Source organism: Leptospira bouyouniensis (assembly GCF_004769525.1).
Lineage (GTDB): Bacteria > Spirochaetota > Leptospiria > Leptospirales > Leptospiraceae > Leptospira_A > Leptospira_A bouyouniensis.
The window spans coordinates 111,032-136,349 of the sequence record NZ_RQFT01000012.1 but is presented as its reverse complement, the minus strand read 5'-3'; the positions used below and the strand labels follow the sequence as shown (position 1 = coordinate 136,349).

The window sequence follows — 25,318 nt, the reverse complement described above, 5'->3', positions numbered from 1 at the left end:
ATCAATTCTCAAATATTATTTTGTCTGAATTTCACAACCAAAACAAAAACTAAACATGCAATACCAGCAGTTCCTGGGAAAAGAGTAGTTGTTAAGTTCCATTCCGCCAATGCAAAAATCGCCAATGTATTTCGAAATAAAAATATCATATAAAATCCAAGTGGTTCAGAATGGGGTAAAACATATCCTTTGCGAATCGTCGGAATAAATCCTAGCGAATCTGCGATTGATAGTATTATCACCGCCGCAAGTGGATTTGAAAAATAAAACCATAATGGTAAACTAGAAAGTGCTAATAAAAAAAAGAACCAATCTACTTTTGTAATTTTAATCTCACCTCTTTTCTGGTAAGCATAGAGCGCAACTAGGAAGGTCGTGATACCAGAGATTGCGATCGGTAAAGTTCCAATTCCACCATTACCCACAAGTTGTGCAAAAAATACGATACAAGTTGTCGCTCCCCAAATGACCCATGAAAAGACATGAGGTTGCACCTTCCCTCCTCGTATCCCCTTTAAGTACGGAATGTACGCATAAAACGTAAGTCCTATGGCGATGGCACTTAGAATCGAACGTACTTCAATCGCAATTTGATTCGTCATTGCATAAAGTCAAAAAACATATCAAAGATGGTTGTCTTTTTGACTTTACCTTTCATGGCTTCGATGACTTTCCCGTATACTTCTTCCATCGCATCCACACATTTTTCCATTTCGTGACCTGAAGCAATATGAATCGATTGTTTAGAAAACTTTGCATACAAGTCCGGGTTTCTTATGATTTCCAATGCACCTTGTGCTATCCCTTTTGCATCAAATGATTTTGCAATGTATCCGTTTTCACCATGCCGAATGAGTTCCGGAAGTGCAAATGCATCAACGCCTACAGCAGGCAAACCACATGCAATTGCTTCTAAAACAACTAACCCTTGTGTTTCCATCGTAGAAGCAGTTAAAAACACATCATACTGCGGGTATATATCGTGTAACACCGCATTGGGGATAAAACCTTTAAATTCCACTGATTTTTCGATGCTAAGATGTTCTGCTTGCCGTTGCAAAGATGGAATGGCTGGTCCTTCACCAATGATGGTCAGTGTAGCCTTTGGAAACTGCTCATGAATGAGTTTGAATGCATTGATCACAATGTCACAATTTTTTTCATAAGAAATTCGTCCTACATGCAAAAATTTAGGTGCTTCTCCACTTAAAAATTCCTTTGGTTTTCCTTGGAATCGTTTTAAGTCCATTCCATTGGATACTACTGTGATCGGACGAGTGATCCCATACTCGATTAATTGTTCTTTGATTAAATAACTTGGAGAGATAACAACATCACATCTGTTATAGATATCATTACAAATTTTTAGAATGATTTTTTTACGTAAATTGAAGTTATCAAATTTTACAATTTTATCCAATTCTTCAATGTTTAATTTTTTTTTGAATTTGTTTGCTTTAAAAAATAGTTTATCAAGTTTGAACAATCGGTAGAAGGAAACATACATTTCCTGTTCCGCCATAAGTGTATGATAGGTTCCAATGGTAGGAACACCAAATCGTTCTGCAGCATTTATGGCATAAAGACCAAGTAGGCCTGGTGTGTGGATGTGGATTAGGTCTGGCTTAAAATCTTCGATGATCCGTTTGATTTTACCTGGTGAAGGCAAAACCACTTTGATATCGGGGTAACTTGGCAAATACCCAGAACGAAATCGGATCACCTGGATATTATCTGTCATCCGATCAAAATCCCCATCCCCATATTTGGGAGCACAAATACAAAATTGGTGGCCTCGGAGGGCTAAAAGTTCTGAAAAATTCTTAATGGAAACAGCGACACCGTCGGTTTTTGGCAAAAAAGTATCGGAAAAATATAAAACTCGCAACTGTTACCTCTTTACAAATGAGAGAAAAAGATTAGTCTCATCCAAAGTTATGATTTACCGATTCTATCGAGCGTTTCTTGCCTTGTCCATCATTTCCTGCGCCCTCTCTGTTTCTCTCAGCCAACTATTTTTACTCTTATCTTTTGTATTTTTTCTATTCCTCGAAGAAAAACCGAAACTGACGGGCAATATTGTAAAAATTCTTTTTATTTTTTACTTGTGGCAATTTGTAACCGTTTTGTATCATTTTGCCGCTAGCGGGTTTGACATAAATTCCATCAAACAGGCGTTTCGTGATGAAATGAAGGACATCTTCCTCGTAACAGCTTTTGTATCTGTACAAGGGATCAAAAAAGAAGATAAAATCTACTTATACAAAACATTCTTTATCTTTTCACTCGTAATCGTCATCACAGGTCTTATTTCTATCTTTTCGATGACTAGGCTCTCAAGACTTATCTCTGATTTGTATAAAACATCCAGTTCATGGCCATACCAACACCATTATGGAAAAATCGGAAATCTCAATATCTACCTTCCAATCGGTCTAATGAACACTCACTTGACATTTGGTGGACTTTTAGCATTTGTATTTCCAGGTTTTGTTTTTCGCCTTTATGATGCTTGGTACAACAAGTCTCCAAAAACAAAAATTTTAATCCATGCTACATTACTTTTACTTGTATCTATCGTTTTTTTATTTAACAATGCAAGATCTTCAATACTTGGGGCATTAGTAAGTGTTTTCTTTGGAATCTATATTTTAATTTTTATTGATAAAGATATTTCAAAAAAAGTAATTAAGCGAACTAGCTTCATTCTGATCTCATTTTTGCTATTATTATTTGTTGGATACCAAACCACAGGTGCAGTCAAACGTGTTGTAGATCCATTGTTTGGTGGAGAAAAACACACTGACTCAGGTAGAACTTTTATATGGGATTCTACCTTCCCTCTCATCCATAACAATCCAATTTTTGGAATTGGATCAGGGAATTACCAAAAAGAAATCGAAATCTCTAGAAAAGAAAGAGAAAAGGAAAATAGAGAACTTGCTTTTTTTTATGAAGTAACCCAACGAGGACATGCTCATAACGATTATTTTCACCTAACTGCTGTCTTTGGATTCCCACAAAGTGTTCTGTATTTATTTTTATTTGGAACTATTTTATATACATTTTTGAGTGTGAATCTTCCAAAAAGAATTCGATTTATGACATATGGTCTAGTTGGATTTTTCATTTCAGGATTACTACAATGTTATTTCCAAGACGATGAAGTACTGATTGTATTTTATTTTCTACTCGGGTATTTGAATTATTATGCGGAAGAAAATTTGAATTTAGAACCTTCAAAATAAATAAGTAAAACAGGATAAAAGTATGACATTAAAAAAATTATCTCCTAAGGGTGAATGGTTTGTAGACCCAAGCGGTAGGAAAGTTATCCTTCGGGGTGTCAACTTAGGTGGAGATACAAAGGTTCCTTATCCCAATGGAGGCACCCAATTCCCAACAGATTTTTCTGATCACAGAGAAGTGAGTTTTATTGGTCGCCCTTTCCCTTTAGAAGAAGCAGATACCCATTTCACTCGTTTGAAGTTATGGGGTTTTAATGTTTTACGGTTATTGACAACTTGGGAAGCAGTGGAACACAAAGGTCCAAATGAATACGACGAAGCTTATTTGGAATATTTCACTGAGATAGTCAAAAAAGCTGGAGATTACGGTTTCTATGTATTTGTTGACTTTCACCAAGATGTTTGGTCAAGGATGACGGGAGGAGATGGTGCTCCTGGTTGGATATTTGAAAAACTAGGCATCGATTATAAAAAACTATCAGAAGCAGATGCAGCTATTGTTATGCAACGTGCTTACGATTATTCTAATCCAGGAATACGGCAAGAAAACAATTATCCAACCATGTGTTGGTCACAAAACTATCGTTATGCTGGGAATGGGATTTTATGGACATTGTTTTTTGGTGGTCGTGACTTCGCTCCCAATTTTTTAATTGATGGAAAGAATGTTCAGGACTATTTACAAGACCATTACCTTGGTTGTATGAAACAAATTGCGGAACGAGTCAAACAATTTGATTTTGTTTTAGGATTCGATTCATTGAATGAACCAGGTAAAGGATTCATCGGTCGGGCTATGAATGATAGAGGTCTGATCAACAAAGATGAAGACCCTTCTAAACCTGGTCTTGCTTGGTCACCGATTGATGCTTTGTATTCATCTCATGGACATTCTGTTGATTTGCCATATCTAACATTAAAAGTTTGGAAAGGTGGTTTTGTTCCTACAAAAACGGTAACTGTCAACAAAAACCAAATTTCAATCTGGTTACCAGATTCTCCTGGAGATCCATTCCAATTAGAAGGTGCTTATACAATCACAAAAGATGGAACTCCTTTCATCGAAAAAAATGATTTTTTCCAAAAGGTGAATGGGAAGGAAATTGATTTTGATCGGGATTATCTCATACCTTTTATGAGAACTGTTGGAAACACCATTCAATCAATTCGCAATGATTGGATGGTGTTTATCGAGAGGGAAGCATCAGATGCTTTTACTCATCCTCATTTGAATGGTGAAGTTCCAAAACTTTCAGTCAATGCTGCACATTGGTACGACATCCTTACTTTACTCTTCAAAACATTTTTATATCCTATTGCAATTGATACACTCACCAAACGACCTGTATTTGGCAAATCAGGAATTGAAGCAATGTATACTCGTCAACTAACGAGAATTAAGAATACTTCTGATTCTGTTCCAGGTAAAATTCCAAGTCTCATTGGAGAATTCGGGATTCCTTTTGACTTACAAGATGGTAAAGCCTACAAGGAATGGAAAAAAGGAAACCATTCTCCAAATATTTGGAAACGTCATGTGATGGCACTCGATGCCATGTACAATGCAATGGATAAATTATTTTTATCCAATACACTTTGGAATTACACTGCTACCAATCAAAATGATCTGATGGTAGGTGATGGTTGGAACCAAGAAGACTTAAGTATATTTTCATTAGACCAAATCATTCCTGGCTCAGACCCAGATGTCTACGGTGGTGGTGGGCGTGCGATTGAAGGATTCTGCCGTCCATATGCTGCGATGGTACAAGGAACACCTACAAAAATGGATTACGATCTGGATACCCGTAATTTTACATTTGAATGGATTTCCGATCTCTCTATAAAGGAACCAAGTGTCATAAAAATCCCCAGATTCGTATATCCGAATGGCGTACAAATTGTACTCTCAAATGCTGAAAAAATTTCGGAAACAAAGGAAGAAATTTCAGTCAAAGGGAATGGAGGGAAATCCTCGATCATTGTTAGGCCATTATGATAGACTTAAATACAATCCTTCAAAAATTCCCCTGGGAAGAACCTTGGAAATCCAAAGGGAAACCAATCGAATGCTTTTGGGAATTTGATCTAACAGTAACACGAGAAGATATTTGGCCCTATCTCATTGATACATCTTCCTTCAACCAGAGGATAGGACTACCCAAGTTCCAATACGTAGAAAGAGATGGAAAACTTTTGGGCAAAACAAAACAAGCTGGGTTCATTCTAGAATGGGAAGAAGTTCCATGGGAATGGGAATACTTGAAAGAACTAGGGAACGCAAGGATTTACAAAAAAGGATTCGCAGAGTACATTCGTCTCAAAATCATCTCAGAACCATTAGGTGAATCTCGTTGTAAAATATATGTATATTTAGGTGCCATACCAAGAAATTTTTTGACAAGAAAAATTTTAAACATAGCCCTTCCGAAACTTAAAGAATCCTTCCAAAAAGGATATGATCAAATCACAGAAGAAATCAAACGTGGGAGACCAAAATTTAAATCAAACCAATTCTTAGAAAAAACATTTATTCCAGATGCACAGTGGATCCATCCTAAAAAACTAGAAAACCAAATTCCTTTTTTGCTACAAAAAGGCATTTCAAAAGAAACCATATCAAAAGTTTTTGATTGGATCAAATCATCAACTGATAATGATTTAGATCGTATCCGAATCAAACGAGTTAGTCGAATTTTAGATATTGACCCAGATGAAATACTGTATCTCTTTTTACACGGGTGTAGGCTTGGGATATTTACTCTTAGTTGGGATATCGTTTGCCCACATTGCCGAGGGGTTAGAACATCTCTTACCAAATTAGGGGATATGCCATCAAATGACCAATGTGATGTTTGCGAGATAGATTTTGATACAACGGGTGTCAATTCTATTGAAGTAACTTTCCATATCCATCCAAGCGTACGTATTGTCGAAAAACAACTATACTGTGCGGCAGAGCCAGCAACAAAACAACATATCTTACTCACGAAAAAAATAGGAGGCAAAAAATCTTTTTCTTCTAATTTACTAATTGGCTCGGGTGTTTATCGTTTAAGAAAAAAAGGTGAAAAAAAATATAAACTTGTCGAGACCAAACAAACACATAACCAAACAGACATTTTATGGTTACCTGAAACAAATGACGAAGAAATCAAAGTAAGTCCAAAACCAAACTTAGTTTTTGAAAACGAATCAGATGATCCAGTTACCATTATTCTTGAAGAAAGGAGTGAAGACCAAGACAGCCTTAGACCAACTGAAATTTTTGATTACCAAGAATTTCGTGATTTGTTCTCAGAAGAAGCCATTGCAACAAATTTACAATTAGACATTGGCATCAAAACAATTTTATTCACTGATATTGTTGGTTCGACAAAGTTCTATGAAACAGAAGGTGACCACGGCGCCTTTTTACAAGTCAGGGAACATTTTATCAAAACAAACCAAATCATACAAAACTTTCGAGGTGTGGTCGTGAAAACCATAGGTGATGCGGTGATGGCAAGTTTTTCCTCCCCTCTCCAAGCACTAAAAGCAGCAAAGGAGATGCAAGAATGGTTTCATCCTGAAAACAAACACACACCTGTCCGCATTAGGATTTCCATCCATACTGGAAACTGTTTGGCGGTGAATTTAAACAGTAATATTGATTATTTTGGGAATACCGTAAACTATACTGCTAAGTTACAATCGGTAACCAACTCAGGAGAAATTTCCTTTAGTGAAACAATATTCAGAGACAAGGATATTAGAGATTACCTAAGGAAAACAGAGATCAAACTCAAAAAAGTAGAGTTCCCTCTGCCTTGGGCGGACCGCACTGACTTTGTCTACATTTGGAAGGTGTAAACAAAGTTAGGTTTCTTTAGGATTTAATTTGAAGGAATCGGAGGGACTTTGGTGGAAGTGAAGCCGTTAAAAATTTGGTTAGGTACTGGTTTTTCCTGGATAAACGTAATTAATTTATAATTTTTGTCGTTTTCGATTTCATCGCGTGGTATAAATTCTCTATTTCCGAAGTCTAGCTTTAAACGAATTTCACTTTCATTCATAGATTTCGTAATCGTACAATGCAAATAGACTATTGGGATTTTGAAACTACTACATAGATTATCTTTACAAGTTTGCTCATAAAACCATTGTTTTTTCTGTAAAAACAATTTACCCTTACCTATTTGAATGCGCTGATTCGGTTCTTTATCAGGTCCTCCTTCAAAAATTTCAAACATTCCATTCGAATCAATATTATAAAATGTAGTTTGCTGGTCTTCTCCTATCCATAATTTATTAAACATTATATTTTCAAGTTTTGAATCAAGTAAATCCATCAAAATCTTATGACAACTCAATTCTTCTCGCTTGGAAATACATTTACTATTGAGTTCAGGTTCCAAAAAACATTCTTTTTCGTCAGAAACAAAGAAAGGATCTTCGTATTTTTCATTTGCAATTGGTTTTTCTTTACAAAAACTGATACAAGCTAATACAATCAATAACGATACTTTAAACTTCATCATTTCCTATGTTACTTTGAGACTTTAATTCATAATATTCAGAGCGAAGTAAATAATCTGAGTAAATATTAGGAATTTTTAATTTTGATATTTTTAAATCAATTTCTTTCTGTGACATTTTTTGTTCTATGTATTTTTGAGTTAAATTCTTGATAATACCATCATTTGTTTCAGATCTAATCCATCGATTTTGTATCCCTGTTCCACCAGCTGATTCCGAAATCAGATATTCATTTACACCTAATTCTGGATTGAATTTTTTACCAATCACGATATAAATGTGATCGGATTTCATTGTTTTCTTTTCTACTCCATCCACAGATTCCATTTTTCTTGTGATCCCAATCATACCGACTTTTAGTTCGGGAATCTCTCCTTTCCCTTTATGTGCTATCAAATCCTTTTCCGTTGTTAGCCTTTCTGATACCAATGTCGAAAATCCACCTGCTTGCCGGAAGTATTCGACACCGTTTTTATGAATATTCCCTGCCTTGAATTCTGCACTCATCCTCTCAATTTCTTCAGGTGTTAAATAAACATCTGTGTTAAGGTTGGCAAAACTTCCCTTATCGGTAAGGCCTGCGGCATACAAAACTGCTCCAATGTAACGGATACAATCTGTCTCTAACGTCTGCCTAAATCCATCAGCATCTACCGTATTTACAGCAGAAACATCTTCTTTGCCATCAATTAATTTAAATTGCCCATATTTTATTTTGCTTTTTAGGTTTTCGCCTAATAGTTTTGCCACGTTAGCGGTATGTATGGCGACTAGTTCATCTGTAGAAAGATCAACATTTTTGGTTGCAGCACATACTTCATCACCTAATCTTTGAAAGTAGGCTTGTTTTGTTTCTTTTTTGGGATCATAGTCGACGTTTATTTTTGAAAGAGCATCACTGGAAGATATGAATACAGGGGTTTCCGATCCGATTGGTCGAATAGATCGAGATTCCCTCAGGCGTTTATATTCATTTAAGGATTTCTCTACTGCCTTCGACATGGGTACATCTTTTCCATTCCTTTTCTTTTTAATTTCTGCTTCGATTTCCGTAGTATCCACACCTGCTTGTTTTAATTCATAAAGTTTTTTTTCTGTATCAAGCCTTGAATCTTTTTTATATTCTTCAAGAATATTAGTTTTTAATTTTGTGATTCGATCTGTTTCTTTCGAAGGTTTTTCTTGAGTAGTTTCGTTGTTCTTTGATTTTTTATTTGGTAAAATTGTATCTGCAAATCGTCTCGCTGTTTCGCCAAAATGAAACAATCGATTTTTAATTGAGTCTGTAAAACGAAGTAACAATGACTTATCTGAAGAGGATTGAAATGAAAATGGATTCAGTACAGTTCCCACACCTCGGAAACTACTATTACCACCAGTCATACGACTCCTTACCAAATTCATCATTCCAAATCCACCTAACAAAACACCTCCGACCATACCTAATTGTCCAATTAAATCAGAAAGTGGACTCTCGCCTTCGTTTTCGATTGTAACTCCATTTTGATCTTCTAAATCACTTCCATCTTGAGCTAAATTTATGTTTTGATTGACAAAATTGAATTCATCTATTTGGAATCCTTCTTTTGAATTTGTTCCTAAGCTCACTCCATGTAATTCTGATGATGTAGAAATACCATTACTGTCAATATGATTGGTCAGTCCAAGTTTGGTTTTTGGTTCCGTATAACCAATGCTACCACTCAGACCTGAACCTTTCAAATCATACATCATGGAAAAATTCCAATCATTTCTTGGACCTTCACCTGTTGGATTATAATTGAAACCTACTTTCCAAGAATCGTTGGTTGTCAACTCAGTCGCAAATTGTATCCCCTTCGCAATTGCTTGTGAAAATTGTAATGAGGTATTCCCTTTTTTTGAAAACGAAAGACTTACATTATTAATAGAATTTCCAATACCAAAAGAACCACCCAATCCATTCTGTTCCGTGTAACTTACACCAATCCCTGGTTTCATCCCTTCGAGCATACCTGATTGAATTTTTCCAATCTTTTCAGTTAGCCCAACCAGAGAACCATTGACAAAACCTGCAGCGGCACCCTTTGGACCTTCATGACTTCCAGCAACTGTTTGTAAAAAACTAGACGCGACAACTTGTCCCACTTTCGCTGTCGCAGGGATCATACCCCGAGTGAGTACGTTTGTCACTTTACCAACTTTAGAAAGTGCAGAACTTGCCCCACTCCAAACACCACTTGCACCCAATGTAATTGCGATTGAACCAGCATTCACGGCGGTTTGCCTAATTGCAGTATTTTGGGCTTTTTTATCGGACTTTCTTTTTTGGTATTGGTTATAAACTCCATCTAATGATTGTTTTATGAAAGATTCATCCAATCCAGAAGTTTTTGCAATTTCCTTTGAAAGGAGAGATTTTCCTATTTCCTTAACGACAGATTTTTGGTCTTTCAAATCCAAAAATGAACTTTGATGTTTGGTCCAATTGGCCTGTAATCCCATAGTTTGTAAGGTATAACCAAAGTTTGCTTTTGCATCCGAGTTATGATTTGAATTCCTTGCATTTACCAGCGAATGTGCGTTTGTCATTGTTTCATAAATTTGATCTTCGGGGATACCTAATGCTATCACCGCTGTTTTCACTATTCCACCAATGGCACCAGTAATTTGTGATCCTAAATCAGATACCAAATTTTTAGACATGGATTGATCTGCTTTTTTTGCATTCCTTTGTCCAACGGTATCTCCAACTAACTGAGATACCATTTCCATCGGAAGACCTGTCCCTAAGGCTATTGACTGCGATATACCATTCTGAATCAATTGTTCCTCATGATTCTTTATTTCAAGCAAACGATGATTTGCACCTGATATTTGTTGATTAATTAAATTGAATCGCTTATCTCCAACTAACTCTTTGGTGACAGCCATAACACCTGATAAGGCCAAATTAACGGGAACACTTGCTAAACCATCAGTTACTTGGTCTATCGTTTGCATTGTATACGACAATGATTTGCCAACCATAGTTTCTAGAGTTTGGATTGGATTTTTGATTGAGACAAACTTATCTCTTGATTTGATCTTATTTGCTGTGAGACGACCTCTCATAAATTCAACAGCCATTGAAAACGTTTGTACGTCCTGTTCGTTTCCGCCAGTTGCCCTAATCCAAGTTTTAGCAATCTCGTTGTTGATTGCAGATTCTGCTTTTGCTGATAACGATGCTTTCACACCACTCAATCCACCTGTCAAATAAGCAATAACCATCTCTTGCACAAAAGAATCTACATTGTCTTGGGTTTCTTTTTTTGCTAAAAAGTTTTGATAATTTTTTTGATTTAAAGTTTCAATCCCATTCAAAGTAGAAGCCAATTGTTTTTGATCGGATTTCATGGAATTAATAACAAAATCATTAGCAATTTGATTTTTTCGGTTTTGCAAAGTATCCCAATCATCTGCTGACCATTCCGTAAAAAAATCCTTGTGATCACCACTTTGTAGTTTTCCTATTGTACTTAAAATTACTTGTTTGCTGATCGTTGATTTTGATGCACTATACTCACCCGAAGTATCTTTTGCACCTAACATCCCATTATAGATATCTTTGCTGATGGTGATTGTACCGTTCGTATTTTGACTCGTAATCTCATATTCCTTTTTCAACAAACCTTTACATTTCTCAGAATTGGGATTTTCATAACATTTGCCAAAATTTTTCTGTTCTTCGCTTGTTAGGTTTGAATGCTCAATCGCACCAATGAGAATCGATTCTTCTTTTGAAAGTTTTCTTTCTCCAATAAACTCTGTATTTAATCCATAGGAATATTGATTGATGAGTTTTTTTTGCTCTAATTTTTGAAAATCTTCAAGTTCATGATTGATTTGTATCACAGAAGCATATTGATTTACACCTAAGATTGTTCGTTGCAAGTTATCAATCAAAGAGGAATCCCCAACTTTGATATCAAACATATTTTCCTCTAAGTTTGAAAGATTTTGAAATCTGTCTCGTTGCGAATGATCTCCAATTGAGGTCAAATTGGATACAAATTTGAACTGTGTTGGATTAGGTTTTGGATGAGTAAGATCGCCTGTTTGATACAATTCACTCCATGATTTCCATCCATTTATATTTTCTTCTTCAAGTTTCTGTATCCAATTTTCTTTCGATCTTTCTAAATTGATTCGATTGGTTTGAAAATCCAATTTAGCTTGTTCAATTAAATCTTCTTTAGAATTCGACCAACTGCGAAATGAATCAGCATATTCCTTTACTTTATTTTCCCAAATACTAATCGCAGGTAACATCTTTGTTTCGAAATATTGGTTTTGATTATTTAATTGAGAGAAATTTGAATTCCAATATAAAGAAGATTGGTTGGATGTTTCATCATACAATTCATACAATACAGAATACCCGATCGCACCCATCTGATAAGAATAGGTTCCTGGAGTAAAAATCGACAAATTCACTTCTGCTTTCCAATATCCATACTGTTGCAAACCATCTAACAATAAATTGCCTTGGACATGATGGGCCCTATCAAAAGGAACATACAAACCTGCGATACTTAAATTATTGATAAAATGATAAGCATCTGTATATAAGTTGGCACCGAGAATCGATTCTACCCTTCGATTCTCACCTAGTTTGGCATTTAGGAGATCAGTCAAACGACTATAATTGGAATGGTGGATCGAGTGGAATATGGATTGGAGTTCAGGATCTGATATACCAGAAAAACTTCCCACTTCACCTGGATTATAGCCCCAATTTTCAAATTTGACACTAGATGATAATTGATGGTAATTTTGATTTCTGAGTAACCAATCCGCTGCGGCTAAATTAAAATTTGATTTCGTATTGTTTAAATTTAAATCAAATCCGGTTTGGTAAGTTAAAATTCTGTCATGATAATAATTATATTCCGAAAAGGCTTTGTTTGACTCTTGTTTTAAAAAATCATTTATTTTGAATGCAATTTGAGTTAACATCAAATCTGGATTATCTTTGCTAGAAACAAGTTCCTCAGAGATATCATGAATTAATTTTGAAAATATTTTCCCAGCTTCGTTTAAATTACCGTCATGATTTCTGTATTGGCAACCACTCATCACTTCACAGGAAGTATCCAAACCTGTTTTCATCTGATCGATCATATTAGAAAGTGCAAAATGAACTGTATCTTTATAATCGTTAATTGCCTGTAAATTTATAAAAAATTGGTTTTCAGTTTCTTGAAGAGAATTCAAATAAAGTAAATAATCTTGCTCCAAACGTTCCAAAGAATTAGCAAAGGAGTCGAGGCCTTCTTGTCTGGATTTATCCCAATTGTATTGCCATTCTTCCGCATCTCTTAAAATTTTTTCCCTATTTTCATGCAGACTAATCTCTTCCTTGGTATACGATTCATAAATTGACTCTTTCCCTAATCTCTCGAAGTAAAGAATATCAATTTTTCCAGATTCCAATTTTTCCAAAAAAGAAGCGCGATTGACAAAATAATCATCTAACAGATCTCTTTCCCATTCAGTATAAAAAACTGTAACTTCAGAAAACAAAGATCTTCTTCTTTCATCAAGATAACCATCGTTGGAAATAAAAAAATCTTCCCCCTGTTCTTGTATCAAGATTTCTTCGATTCTACGATTAGCTTCCTCCTGCCAAGCAACTATCGAATTTGATAATACATCTTCCACTCGGTAATCCCATTCTGATAAGGAATGAGAAAAATATACATTTCCATACATTTCCGCATAATCAGAAGTTTGGTATTCCGGAATTACCCAAGTATCAAGGATCGACTGTGAAGATAGTGCTTTAGAAAATAGGCAAAGAATCAAAACTTTAAAAATAAAAATGGCTCTTAACCAAGTGGGAAAATTTACCATAAAGAACCTCAGTTCTAATAGGTAAAAAAGTCTTTAACTGGTTTTTATTTTTAAGAAACGATCATTTAATTTTAGATAGATGAAACCAAATAAAAATACCAAAAACATCGACTCAAATAGATACACTCCTCCATTCCAAGGATGAATATATGTCAAAGTCAGAAACCCAAGGAAAAATACATTGGTGTATAAAATTCGGATGAAACCTTTAGGAAACTTAAGTCTAAGAAACAAAAAACTAAAAATTACAATGGTAAATTGTAAATAGTCTCGCGCAAACATTACACTTTGTAACTTCCAAACCATTAAAATTGTTATCAAAAAAGAAATAAACTCTTTGGTATGTTTTTGGCGATAGACTAAAATTGAAATAAATAGAACGAGAAATAGTAGTCTAAATTGCAGATCTCCGGTATTGGTTATACTACGTTCAACAAAAAGAGTTGTATCATCTTTTAAAATGAACTTTAACCCATTCTCTATTTTTTCCCAATCGACATCATTTCCTTTAACAAATACTTCCATACTTGGCTCTGTTTCTTTATGGTAGATCCTTGCAAAATTTTGAATTACGTTCGATTCTCTGATAGCACTCCCGAATATAAAATTTCCATTCCCATCGGAAACAGGTTGTTTGGAATACTCTTCCTTTGAAAAAATTTGTTTCACTTTCAATTTTACGTCAATAAGGGCTTCATTCAAATACATTTTCCCGACAACACTCGGATTCAGAATGAAACTAGATTCTTTTATTGTCGGATCTATATCCAAACCCATCTGAACACGACTCGTTGGATTGGTATGGAATTCAATTCCTTCACTCGAAGGTTGAAAACCCAATACAACTTCTTCGATTTCCTTTTGGCTCTTTAACCATGGTAAAATCTTTTTCATTGAAGATTCCATTTTCTCAGAATTTTGATTTGTAAATCGTAAAACATTCATTTGTTTTTCATTCTTACCATTTACAAAATGGAAATATCCGATTTCAGTAGGAAGTGAGTTAAACTGGTTTATGTTCGTAAATTCCGATAACTTTATATAAAAATCGGAACGGAAATTTTTTTGAGTCACTACAAGTAAATTAGTTAATTTGTGATCCAATATTGTTTCTTCCACCTGTTTAGTGATCCGATTCATTTCTGATTCCGATGCATAAGTTGGAAATTCCAATCGAGCCAATTGGATTGATCCAATATTTGTAAAGATAGGGAATGGAGCCATTACGTCTTTGAAAGATATAATCATTGAAATCATCATCAATATTCCAGATAAAATCACTGAATATCTTGAATTAGATTTTGATTCCGCAAATAAGATGCGATGAATGAGTGGTAATTTTAAGTTCTGATTTAAATTAATCTTTCGATTGGTTTGATTTATCAATATGAAGGGCAATTTGTAAAATAAAGGGTATATCAATACTCCATTTATAAATATAAATAAAATAACCATGATAGAAAGAGGAATCCAATGGTAGTACAAACAAATACATAAAAACAGAATCAGAGAATAAATTTGTTTTTTAACAATCAAACATCGTTCACATGGGATAAAGGGAGAACAGATTTTCAAAAAAAACAATAATGCAATTCCAGAATTTCCAATGGGAAACTGAGCCAATGAAAGAAAAAAGAAAAGCACAATTACATGAAGCAAAAAACATAGAACCATACATGTTGCTTCTAACCAAAATTTTCTGATGGCACCAATGTAGATTAAAATAAAAAAATCAATTAGTAGATAAAAAAACAAAAATTCTTTAATATGACAAACCAAATCTTCATGGCTTGTAAATACGATCTCCCAATCATCATGTTCTTCTAATAGATTCTTCAAATACATCTGAAGCAACAATTGTTTAAACACTGTGTTTGTCTGGATAAGTATTGATTCAAAACTTTCCCCGTTCACCCGAGTATTTCGGTTTATGTGAACTTTTTTCAAACTCACATCTGCCATTCGTTTTAATGGGACAAATCCAATTTTTCTAAATGGCAAGATAACCTTTTCCCACTCCAAATACTTTTCTGGATAATCCCGGAAATAGAATTTCTCTTCATTAATATCAAAACTGATCACATCAAAGTAACTACGTATGGAATGGTAAATTTCTGATAATGAAGGACGTGAAACCTCCAACAAAAAATCTTCTCTCATTTCTAACTGAATTTCACTCTCAAATTTTGGTTGGTAAACTAATTTATCAGCATAATTACTTTTTATAATCTTCTGTTTTAATTCTTCTAGAGATGTTAGTTTTATTTCCGATTTTCTTTTGAGTAAAATTACGAATGCATCATTTTGATTTTCATAAACAAATCTTGGGAAGTGAACTTCATTTGGAAATTGATTTTGATTCAATAGATAAACATTACGAATTAAACGAAGTAATTCTTGCTTTTCAATTGTTGGATTCTTTTTTAAAAATAATTTTACATTTCCAAAATCAGATACCGATTTTAATTCTGAATAGCCAGTAACCGATTTGAGAATCATTTCCCAGGGTTTTGTAATTTTATCTTCAACCTGAAATGCAGTTTTGCTTGGCCAATTTTGTGTGATGGTCAAAATGATTTCATCATTTTTTTCGTGATAATCACCTATATTGATTTCTCTAAGCAAAAGAGCTGAAAATAAAAAAACAAAACCAAACAGAGAGACTATATAATAAAAATATTTTTTTAAGAAAGTATGTTTCATACATTCAAATTAAGATATTTTTGAAATACCAACGGGTAAATTTTGAATATAAAAAACAAAGAAACCAAAATTCCGATACAGATAGTCACAGCGATCGCTCTTACAAATTCGGAACCAGGGAATACAATCAAAACAACAGGAAGTAAACCGAAGAATGTAGTCCCAACATTCAAGATAATTGGTTTCGTTAACCACTCTAACACTTTCTGTATTTTTTCTTTTCGATTTTTTATATTTTTTGAATATTCCCACCTTTCACCAAACAATGAAATACTATCTAAAGATAATCCTATCAATACGATAAGTCCCATGTAATGACCAAAATGAATTTCTGGTACCAAAATCACCAAACAAAACAAGACCGCTATAGAATATAAAAGACTAATAGAAAGGTAAATGAAAGGTCGTAAAAATGACTCGAAAATTCCTACCAACACTAAGTAGATGAAGAGAAATGAAAATACAAGTAAAACAAATAGGATACAGTAAAATGAAATTGTCTCATTCTTTTCTGAACGAATCTTATATTGGAAGCCCTCCTCTTCTAAGCCTTTTAGATTTTTTTCTATCGAAAGATCACCTAACCATTCTATATAAAACTTTCCAGCTTCTCTTTTGTATTCGGAATAACTTTTTTTTTCTTTCATTCTAAATAAGGCATCAGGGAAAATCGATTCTTTTGAATGAGATTTAAAGGTTGGAAGCTGGTTTGAGTTTTTCTCGGATTTGAAATTGTTGGAACCAAGTAATTCAAAATAAATGGGTATAGGATTCTCGATCCCTAACATTCCAATATATTTTGGTGTATTTTTTAATAGAACTTTTTGTTTCAAATCATCAAGGTCAGGTAATAGTTCCGGATTCAAAAAAAGATTAGATTTCCATTCCTTTATTTGGATCACGTTCGGAATGGAAGCAAACTTTCCCTTTGAATTTAAATTCAAATTTGATACTAACATTGTTTCCATCCATTCCACCAACTTCTCCCAGCGCTCGTTAAAAACCATAACAGAATCAGTTGGTAGAAATGGAAGTGAGAGTGCCAATTCTGATTGGAGATTTATCCGCTTTAGATTCCAACGTTTCGCATTGATTGGAAAAAAAACTTCTGTATCATTTGTTGATCCAGAATCCGACTCATACCATTTCAAAAGAAAGGGAATTGCGAATTGTTTAGCGTCAATTTCATCTTTTTCAAAAGAAGGTAAAATAAGCAATTGTTGATTGGGATAATCCTGCTCGAATTTTTTTTGTATTTCTTGGATTATAAAACGTTCCTCTTTCATGGAAATTTTTTCCATAGGTGACACTTGGATCAACTGCCCAATTGGATTTGGTTTTGGAAAGATTTGAAATTTGTTAAAACCCCATTTAAAATTCGAAATCAATACAAACCCAAATATCACGAATATAATCAATATTTGTAATCGATTCGAACTTATCTTTACGATCCTTTTGAAAATAGGAGCTTCTAAAAAATGGAATGATCTTCCATTGGATCCAGAAAAAGAAAGAAAAAATAAGGGTACAATTGTAACTGAGGTAAACAAAGAAGATAATATTAACAATATGACACTCAAACCTATGTCATAAAAAAAATCCCTCCATTCATGTGCATAAAACAACAATGGAAATAAAACAACGATTGTCGTTAAACAAGAAGAAAATAAAGAAATGAAAACATTAGAAATCCCATTGGTAACTGCGATTACCTTATCCTTATTTTGTGTATTCGTCGATTGGATAGAATAGTATATTAAGTTATTTGCATCAAATAACATTCCAATTCCCACTGAAATGCCACTCAAACTCAATAGATTGACTGAGAGAGAAAAAGAAACCAACAAATGAAAGAAAAATATCAGAGAAAATAATACTGAAACCAATAAACAAATTACAGGGAACCATTGGCGATACATTAAGTATGAAAATAATGAAGCAAAAAAAAGGCTGAGGGTCAAAAAAAATAAAAACTGTGAAATTTGTGATTTTAATTCAATTGATGAATCTGAATAAACTTTCGGCTGGAGTGTATCATCATACTCTTCCAGAATTTGTTGGATTTGATTCGAAATCTCCAAAGGATTTTTGGAGCAGTCTACATATACCGCAAAATAAACCGATCTTTGACCATTGATTTCAACGATCTCATCAGAAAGTAAAGATACGATGGAAGCAGAGGCAATATTTTCTAATTGAATCCATTTACCATCTCCAAAATGGAATGGAAATTTTTGAATCTCATCTAACGATTTAATTTCAGAATCAAATTTGATTTCAGATTCCTGATCTACTTCCGATATCTTTCCAAGTGAACCACTTTTGATTGCCGATGTGAATTGGTATTCCAGGTCACTTAACTTAATTGGGTACAAACTCAGTTTTGACTCATTCAAAGAAACAATCACCGTTGGATTGTGATCCCCCATTTTTTTTACTTCCACAACACCAGGAATCCTTTCGATTTTATATTTCATTTGATTGATGTGATAAAAAAATTGAGTTTTACTTAGAAACGTATTCTTTTTGATCGTAAATTCAAAAAATGGATTCTGGTATTCTTTTCCACTCGAAACCTTGGGAAGTCCGACACCTAATGGAAGTTCATTTTTTAACTCAAACAAAAGTTGATACAATTCTTCTTTAAACTCCCAACTTGTTGAACCCAAATTTAATTCAATTTCAATACGAGAAAATCCATGGCTAGAATAGGTCTTGATTTGATTTACAGACTTAAGTGAAGATATCCGATTCGACATCGGTAAACTTAAAGTAAGATCTACAACTTCTGCCGAGTGATTAGAAAACGAAGTTGTTACATAATATTTAAGTGGAGAAAGATTTGGCAATAATTGGATCTTTAATTGATCCATTCGAAAAAATATCGATACCGTGATGAAAATAAGTCCAACCCAACACAAATGTTTGTGTTTACGAAAAGAATAGACCAATTGATCGATTGGTTTCATTTGGTATTCACTTGAAATAACTCATCTGCGTTAATCCCTGTGAAAACCTCCATTTCGAAATCATTATATGGCTTACACTGAATAAATCGTTTTTCTATTGAATCTCCGTGTTTAATCAAAAGATAATAACCGGAAAGATCATCACCATAAACTGATTTTGTGGGAACAATCACAATTTCCTTTGTAATATCAGAATCTATTTTTGCAGTCCCAAACATCCCAGTCAAAAGTGAACCATTATTTTGAAAGAGTTTCGCTTTGACACCAATTCCATGTGTTCTTGGCTCCAAGTATCCACTTACATTCTGTATTTTTCCTGATGCAACTTGTGAACCTTTCAAACTAGGATAAAAATCCACTTTTTTTCCTGGCAAAATTAAATTTAGATCTGATTCTCCAACTTGAAAGGAAATGGAAAGATCTCCATTTTCAATCAAACTAATGAACGGAAGATGATTTGTTAATTCCCCTTCTTTTAAATAAATTTTTAAAATCTTTCCAGCTTTTGGTGCAATTAGTTTTGATTCGGCCACCAATTGTTTGTTATATTTAATTTGGTTTTCAAGAATTTTTGTGTTTGTGAGACTTAGCTCATATTCTGTTCTTTCGATAAGAGTGTTTTTTTCCTTCCAAACTTTTAGTTTGTCAGATGCACCAATATCATCAACATCAAGATTTAATTTAAGTAATGATAATAAATTATTACGATCTCGTTTGATATTTTTATAAATACTAAATTTATTTTCTTCGTCAAGCCTCCATTTCTCTAATTCTGACAATGAAACAAAGCCTTGTTTCCATAAAATTTCTTTTTTCTCTCTTAAATCTTTACTTAGTTCCCATTCCGATTCGTTGACTTGCAACAATTCTGTTTTTTTATCAATTTCTCTTATTTTAACCTCAATGAGTTGTTCTGCTTGTTTCCATTTCTCAAAGCTAATCAATTGGTTTGCCTTCGATACTTCAAGTGAAATGTTTAATTTATCGCCCTCTAATTTAAGTAATTCATCATCTAATTCAGCAAGCAATTGCCCTTTTTTTACTGTTTGCCCTTCTAAAACATGTATTTTTTGGATTCTGCCAGAATGTTTGCTTTGTAATTGTAATTCCTTTGTTGCTTCTACGATGGCGGGAAATTCAAATGAAACACTCACCTCTCTAACCAAAGGTTTTTTAAAAATTGGGGAAATTTTCTCGAACTCACTTGCATAAACTTTCGATTCCGCAAACAACCAAAAATCATGGTATAACAAATTTGTTAAATATAAAAAGCGGATACGAATCTGTTCATTTGAAAATTGAGTAAAAGAGAACGAAATAAATCCATATAAAATTAGAAGTGAAAGAAATCCTTTTAGTTTGGCTCTCAATTGATACAAAAATTTCTGTTTCATCGTTTTATGAGTAAAAGAAGGATAAAAGTCCAAAGGATTGGTATCATATAACCAATACATTTCGAAAAAATAAAAACCGAACCTGACTCTAATAGAACCTGATTTCTAAATAACTTACCATTTTGATTTACAAAGATAAGGTACGTCCCAATCCAAAAACATAAAACTAAAACTGTGTACACTTCGGTATCGCTAAAGATTCCCAATAATACATTTCCAATGTATAATATACATATGATGAAAAAAAATAGGTTAAATTGAGTTATGTAAAATGAAGTGATTTTAGATTGAATTTGTATCATTTTTAATTTGGCAAAAACAGAAACAATTAGATACGAAAACAATAAATATAAAATTGAAATCAAATACACGGAAAAGACATGATACGGATAGAGATGCCAAAAAGAAACAAACCCATTCCTCAAAATCATTTCAGATTCGATTTGGGAGTTAATCTTCGTTAAATCTTGCCAGGAAACTAAACAATGAATCAAATAAATTAAAGTATATAAAATCAAATAAAACCAATCTTTGTTTTTAAAACTTCCCCAAAAACTTTTACATCGTTTTAGTAAGTTCATGATCATTTCAAAGTTTAGATATTGTATCATAGATTGTGATCCAACTCCTTTTCCATTCGATCTAATAGGGTTTTGAATTGTTTTGTTTGGGCCCGAAATAATTTTATCTGAGATGGTTTTCGAACATTTTTTTTCCATTGCAAATACACCAAACATGCTTCTGGTGATATTGGCATTAGTTCCACTAGAGATTGTTCTTCTGATACATTGACTTGTTGATTTTCATTGGATAAATTTATGGCTTTAAAGTAATATAAAACTAACTCCGGTGTTTTCTCCTTTAAATCTTTCCATTCATTAAAAAAGTCTTTCCACTCACTTAAATAAAATAACGACTTCATAAATAACTTCCTTTCCTCAAAGGAAAGTTCTCTTTCTTTTTTCCGTTCTTTTAGGATCACTTGCACTACTGTTAAATGACCAGACTGGTAGGCTTCTTTTACAACTTTGTATTCCTTTGGATCAAATGTTTCATTCGGTTTGCAGTGAAGAAAGAAATATGAACTGACAAAAACTAACGTAACAATGCCTTTCATTGAATACCATTTCATAAATCTCCTTCCATCAGTCGCAAAAAAGGAAGTGGTGAATTAAATTTCCATTCCCAATCGAAACGCTCTGTTTGTTTTTTTTGCAAATGAGTCCACATTAATCGTACGAATATAACATTTGTTTTTTCAAGATGTGGGAAACGAATGAAGACAACAATTGGGATGTCTAATCCGCTTGCAATACCATACCAATAAGTAAGTTTCGATTCGTTTAAACCACTTGTAGGTGAAAGATTAGATTCAAATTGAACCAGGTGATCTTTTAAAACAGGGAATGTTTTGAATTCATGTAAGGTATCTCTTTGGATGACTAAAAACCCATATCTTTCTAATTCTTCTGTAATCTGCAAAACAATCTCTTTTTCATGTGTATGTTGGTCTGAGTAAAATGAGGAAACAGTGGGAACCAAAAGGATTGTTTTCCCACTTGGGATAGAAAATTTTTGGTATCCAACTGTTTCACGAAAGAGGGAGCAGGAAACTGAAAAAAGGATAACGACGAAAAGAAAGAATTTCATTTTGCCTCCATTTGGATCGCAAAAGGAGAACTCATTCGTTTCCCAGTTACTGAACGAACTTCTGTATCTAGGCGAAATTCATAATAAGGATAAAAATTCGGAGCCCAAACAGAATTTGATAAATTAAAATCCCCACCCGTTGAATTATTCCCAAATAAAGAACCATTACAACTTGCTTCACTTTCTGCAAATGAATAGGTAACTTCACGACAACCATATGGATATACAGTCTGGCAAAAACTCCACTCCCAAGTCGATAAACGAATGTTACTTGTTGGCGGCGAAATTTTTGTCAAACGACTGGAAGTGATTACTGAAATTGGATCTACATATTGATCAAAAAAAAGTTTTATATTGTCAGTTGCTACATCTGCACAAGCAGAAGGACTTCCACTTTCTCCACTCCCATCATCCCCTCCTCGGAATTGGTAAAAATGAGGACTAAGAATCGCAAGGCCTCGGCTCCAAAAGCAAGTGCCACTATCCCAACGAGCACCTGTGATCGAACCAATTTCTTGGATCCCTAAACCACAACTTTGTGATGCCACACCAAAGCCGATCACTTCCGGAGGTTTTATACCTTCCCCCATAAAAAAATCGAACTGAATCGGTTGGGAAATTTTTGAACCATCTAACGCAGATACACCGGAAGCTAAAATCAATCGATAACGAGTTTGGCTCTCTAAATACTCATCAAATACGATTCGCACTAAGTTTGGCTCTAACCATTCCAAACGATAGGAAACATATGGTTCTAATCGTAACCCTAATTGTATTTCTCTTTCATTCATTGGTTTTGAAAAACGAATTGTAATTGGAGAAGGATGAGGAATTCCCACACAAGCAGAGTTCACTTCTTCTAAAATTCTGTTGGTAATATTTCCACCTGACAGACATTCATCGGTATCTCCTGTAGAAATTAATAAAAAATCTATCGATGGACTTGGAAGTGATTCAATTGCCCCCACTCGAAATGGAATGGAATAAACGCGGTCCAAATCTTTTCCCTTTTTGTTTTCACATTGTTTCGTCAAACGGATCACATACCCGCCTGGTAACAAATCTTGATTAGGAATAAATTTTAACGTAATCTCTGTGGTATCAAATATACCTTTTGTATTTGGTTCTAGAGAAAAGGCAGTTACGCAAGATTGAATTTCCATCGGTTGGTCCCAAAGAATCGTAATTTCAGTTTTGGGAGATACAAATTCACTCCCAGAACTTGGAGAAAAAGAGATTACCTTCGGAGGGTTTTCATTTACAAACAAACTGAGCCAGTCTTTTGATGTGCCCAATTTGGAATGACAATTCAAAATGAAAAAGATACAATGAATAGAAAATACAATTTGAAGTGTTTTCATTTCATTCCTCCAATAGGAATGGGGTTTGTTTTTGTTTTTTTGGTTCCCTCTTTTGTAAATTTTCTATTGGCAATAGGTTTTTCCAATCTCTGAGTAGAATTGTAAAATCACTATGGAATTTTGAATTATGTAATCGGAAGTAACGATTATTAAAAGGATCCTCTCCCAAAAGAATCACCAATTCTAAAGAAGTCGAAATGTAATTAAAATAATGTTCGATACTTTGTTCTAAGGCGACAAATACCTCTTCTTCCGCCTTTAAATATTCCAATTCCGAGATGAGGTTTGATTTTTTTTCCTCTCGTTTTTGTTTGAGAGATTCAAATGCAAACTTAACAAACTCCATATATAAAGAATATTGTTTGTATTCCTCATTTAACTTTACTTCGATTGATTTTGAATTATTTCTTAAGTTTAGTTCGGATTGTTCTTTTTCCAAACGGATTTGAAATTGTGATAATTGAGAATCAAACCGTTTTTTCTCACGACCCACTTCATCGAAAATTCCAATGGTTCCACTTTGAAAACCATTTTCTCCAGGACCAACTGCTTGGGGCCCATAGCCTGGAATCCTTTGGATTCCATTCCCTTCGGATTGGAATCCATTTTGAGTGTTGGATACAAAACTTGACCCACCCAAGTTCGTCTGAAATCCCAGACTCACTCCATACACTTCATTTTGTAACGGGAAACCATAGTTCCCATTCCTACCTATATAACCGCCTAATACCAGTTTTGGTTTCCAATCATTGTTTAAAGACTCTTCTTCCAAGCTAGCAAGTTCAAATTGTAACCTATTTTTTTTTCGGATTGGGTGGTTCATATCCACTTCGATTGGAAAAGAGGTCGGTTGGAATATTTCTATTCTCTCAGTAATTCCAGGTTCCAATGCCAAACTTTCGTTGGGATCAAGGAACATCTTTTGTTTGAGTTCGAGAATCGATGATTCCTTTAATGCTTGTGAATGAATCCTTTTTGCAAAAAAATCTAGTTCCCATTGTTTGATTGATTTGGATTCGAATGTTGGTATTAATTGAGTTTGAACTTCTAAATTTAATTTCTTTTGTTCTAGGTGGTATCGTTCAATTCTTAGATCATAAAGTGAATCGATTATGATTCTTTTATTTAAATGCAAATATGCAAGAGAGATCGTTTGAATGATTTTTTCCCGTAGGATTTTTTTTTCTTCTGCTTGGATGAGTTGTTTGATTTCTATTTTTTGTTTTTCTCGCTCAATTTCTCCTCCATCATACAATAATTGTTGGATTTGAAGCCGAACATCTCGGTATTCTTGGTCCAATTGTTCCCTGTTCCTAGAGAAAATTCCAAAATAATGAACTCCTAATTTAGGAAGATATTGTTTCCATTTTTCATTCAGTAAAATCGGGAATAATCCTTGCTTCGTTTTTTCCAATTTCAATTGTGCATTTCGTTCGAGTCCTATCCAAATACAATCTTCCCATAACAATAGCTCATTTGCGAACAAAGATACTACTCCGAAAGAGAAGGTCAAAAGAGAGGTTCCAAATATACGCCACATATCAGAAGATAGGTGGTCGAAAATGATATTGGTTCTAATTTCTAGGAATTGTAGGTAT

General features: G+C 34.0%; 15 protein-coding genes. 3 read left to right on the top strand and 12 right to left on the bottom strand.

What is annotated here, in order from left to right:
- Positions 1 to 8: 8 nt before the first annotated feature.
- Together EHQ43_RS14840 and EHQ43_RS14835 are read right to left on the bottom strand one after the other, a co-directional pair.
- On the bottom strand, positions 9 to 602 hold the full coding sequence (locus EHQ43_RS14840; protein ID WP_135741372.1) for a hypothetical protein: 594 nt from the start codon (positions 600 to 602) through the stop codon (positions 9 to 11).
- Positions 599 to 1,888: a glycosyltransferase gene (locus tag EHQ43_RS14835; protein ID WP_135771599.1), complete on the bottom strand. Its 1,290-nt coding sequence runs from the start codon at positions 1,886 to 1,888 to the stop codon at positions 599 to 601. Before EHQ43_RS14835 ends, EHQ43_RS14840 begins: the two co-directional genes overlap by 4 nt.
- Before the next feature lie 49 nt (positions 1,889 to 1,937).
- On the opposite strand from EHQ43_RS14835, the gene EHQ43_RS14830 reads away from it, so the two are divergent.
- Genes EHQ43_RS14830 through EHQ43_RS14820 form a run of 3 tightly spaced genes read left to right on the top strand, consistent with a single transcriptional unit; the run spans position 1,938 to position 7,100 of the window.
- Positions 1,938 to 3,248: an O-antigen ligase family protein gene (locus EHQ43_RS14830; RefSeq protein WP_135771598.1), complete on the top strand. Its 1,311-nt coding sequence runs from the start codon at positions 1,938 to 1,940 to the stop codon at positions 3,246 to 3,248.
- 22 nt (positions 3,249 to 3,270) lie between these two features.
- The gene (locus tag EHQ43_RS14825; RefSeq protein ID WP_135741369.1) at positions 3,271 to 5,247 is read left to right on the top strand and encodes a glycoside hydrolase family 5 protein; all 1,977 of its coding nucleotides are present in this window, start codon (positions 3,271 to 3,273) and stop codon (positions 5,245 to 5,247) included.
- Positions 5,244 to 7,100: an adenylate/guanylate cyclase domain-containing protein gene (locus EHQ43_RS14820; protein ID WP_135771597.1), complete on the top strand. Its 1,857-nt coding sequence runs from the start codon at positions 5,244 to 5,246 to the stop codon at positions 7,098 to 7,100. The genes EHQ43_RS14825 and EHQ43_RS14820 overlap by 4 nt, the downstream gene beginning before the upstream one ends.
- Positions 7,101 to 7,123: 23 nt before the next feature.
- Here EHQ43_RS14820 and EHQ43_RS14815 read toward each other — a convergent pair whose 3' ends face one another.
- The 10 genes from EHQ43_RS14815 to EHQ43_RS14770 are packed head-to-tail and all read right to left on the bottom strand — an operon-like array spanning position 7,124 to position 25,260.
- The gene (locus tag EHQ43_RS14815; RefSeq protein ID WP_135771596.1) at positions 7,124 to 7,765 is read right to left on the bottom strand and encodes a hypothetical protein; all 642 of its coding nucleotides are present in this window, start codon (positions 7,763 to 7,765) and stop codon (positions 7,124 to 7,126) included.
- A complete protein-coding gene (locus tag EHQ43_RS14810) occupies positions 7,755 to 13,643 on the bottom strand; it encodes a TIGR04388 family protein (RefSeq protein WP_135771595.1) in 5,889 nt (1,962 codons plus the stop codon). The genes EHQ43_RS14815 and EHQ43_RS14810 overlap by 11 nt, the downstream gene beginning before the upstream one ends.
- A gap of 33 nt (positions 13,644 to 13,676) precedes the next feature.
- The gene (locus EHQ43_RS14805) at positions 13,677 to 16,346 is read right to left on the bottom strand and encodes an efflux RND transporter permease subunit (protein WP_135771594.1); all 2,670 of its coding nucleotides are present in this window, start codon (positions 16,344 to 16,346) and stop codon (positions 13,677 to 13,679) included.
- Positions 16,343 to 19,315: an efflux RND transporter permease subunit gene (locus EHQ43_RS14800; RefSeq protein ID WP_135771593.1), complete on the bottom strand. Its 2,973-nt coding sequence runs from the start codon at positions 19,313 to 19,315 to the stop codon at positions 16,343 to 16,345. Before EHQ43_RS14800 ends, EHQ43_RS14805 begins: the two co-directional genes overlap by 4 nt.
- Entirely contained in the window at positions 19,312 to 20,709 is a 1,398-nt protein-coding gene (locus EHQ43_RS14795) for an efflux RND transporter periplasmic adaptor subunit (protein ID WP_135771592.1), read from the bottom strand. The genes EHQ43_RS14800 and EHQ43_RS14795 overlap by 4 nt, the downstream gene beginning before the upstream one ends.
- A complete protein-coding gene (locus tag EHQ43_RS14790; RefSeq protein ID WP_135771591.1) occupies positions 20,706 to 21,320 on the bottom strand; it encodes a hypothetical protein in 615 nt (204 codons plus the stop codon). The genes EHQ43_RS14795 and EHQ43_RS14790 overlap by 4 nt, the downstream gene beginning before the upstream one ends.
- Positions 21,317 to 21,841, bottom strand: coding sequence for a hypothetical protein (locus tag EHQ43_RS14785; protein WP_135741362.1), 525 nt, complete (start codon positions 21,839 to 21,841; stop codon positions 21,317 to 21,319). Before EHQ43_RS14785 ends, EHQ43_RS14790 begins: the two co-directional genes overlap by 4 nt.
- The gene (locus EHQ43_RS14780) at positions 21,838 to 22,359 is read right to left on the bottom strand and encodes a hypothetical protein (RefSeq protein WP_135741361.1); all 522 of its coding nucleotides are present in this window, start codon (positions 22,357 to 22,359) and stop codon (positions 21,838 to 21,840) included. Before EHQ43_RS14780 ends, EHQ43_RS14785 begins: the two co-directional genes overlap by 4 nt.
- Complete coding sequence (locus tag EHQ43_RS14775; protein ID WP_135771590.1) at positions 22,356 to 23,720, bottom strand: Ig-like domain-containing domain; 1,365 nt, start codon at positions 23,718 to 23,720, stop codon at positions 22,356 to 22,358. Before EHQ43_RS14775 ends, EHQ43_RS14780 begins: the two co-directional genes overlap by 4 nt.
- A 1-nt stretch (position 23,721) precedes the next feature.
- Positions 23,722 to 25,260, bottom strand: coding sequence for a TolC family protein (locus EHQ43_RS14770; RefSeq protein ID WP_135771589.1), 1,539 nt, complete (start codon positions 25,258 to 25,260; stop codon positions 23,722 to 23,724).
- Positions 25,261 to 25,318: the final 58 nt, after the last annotated feature.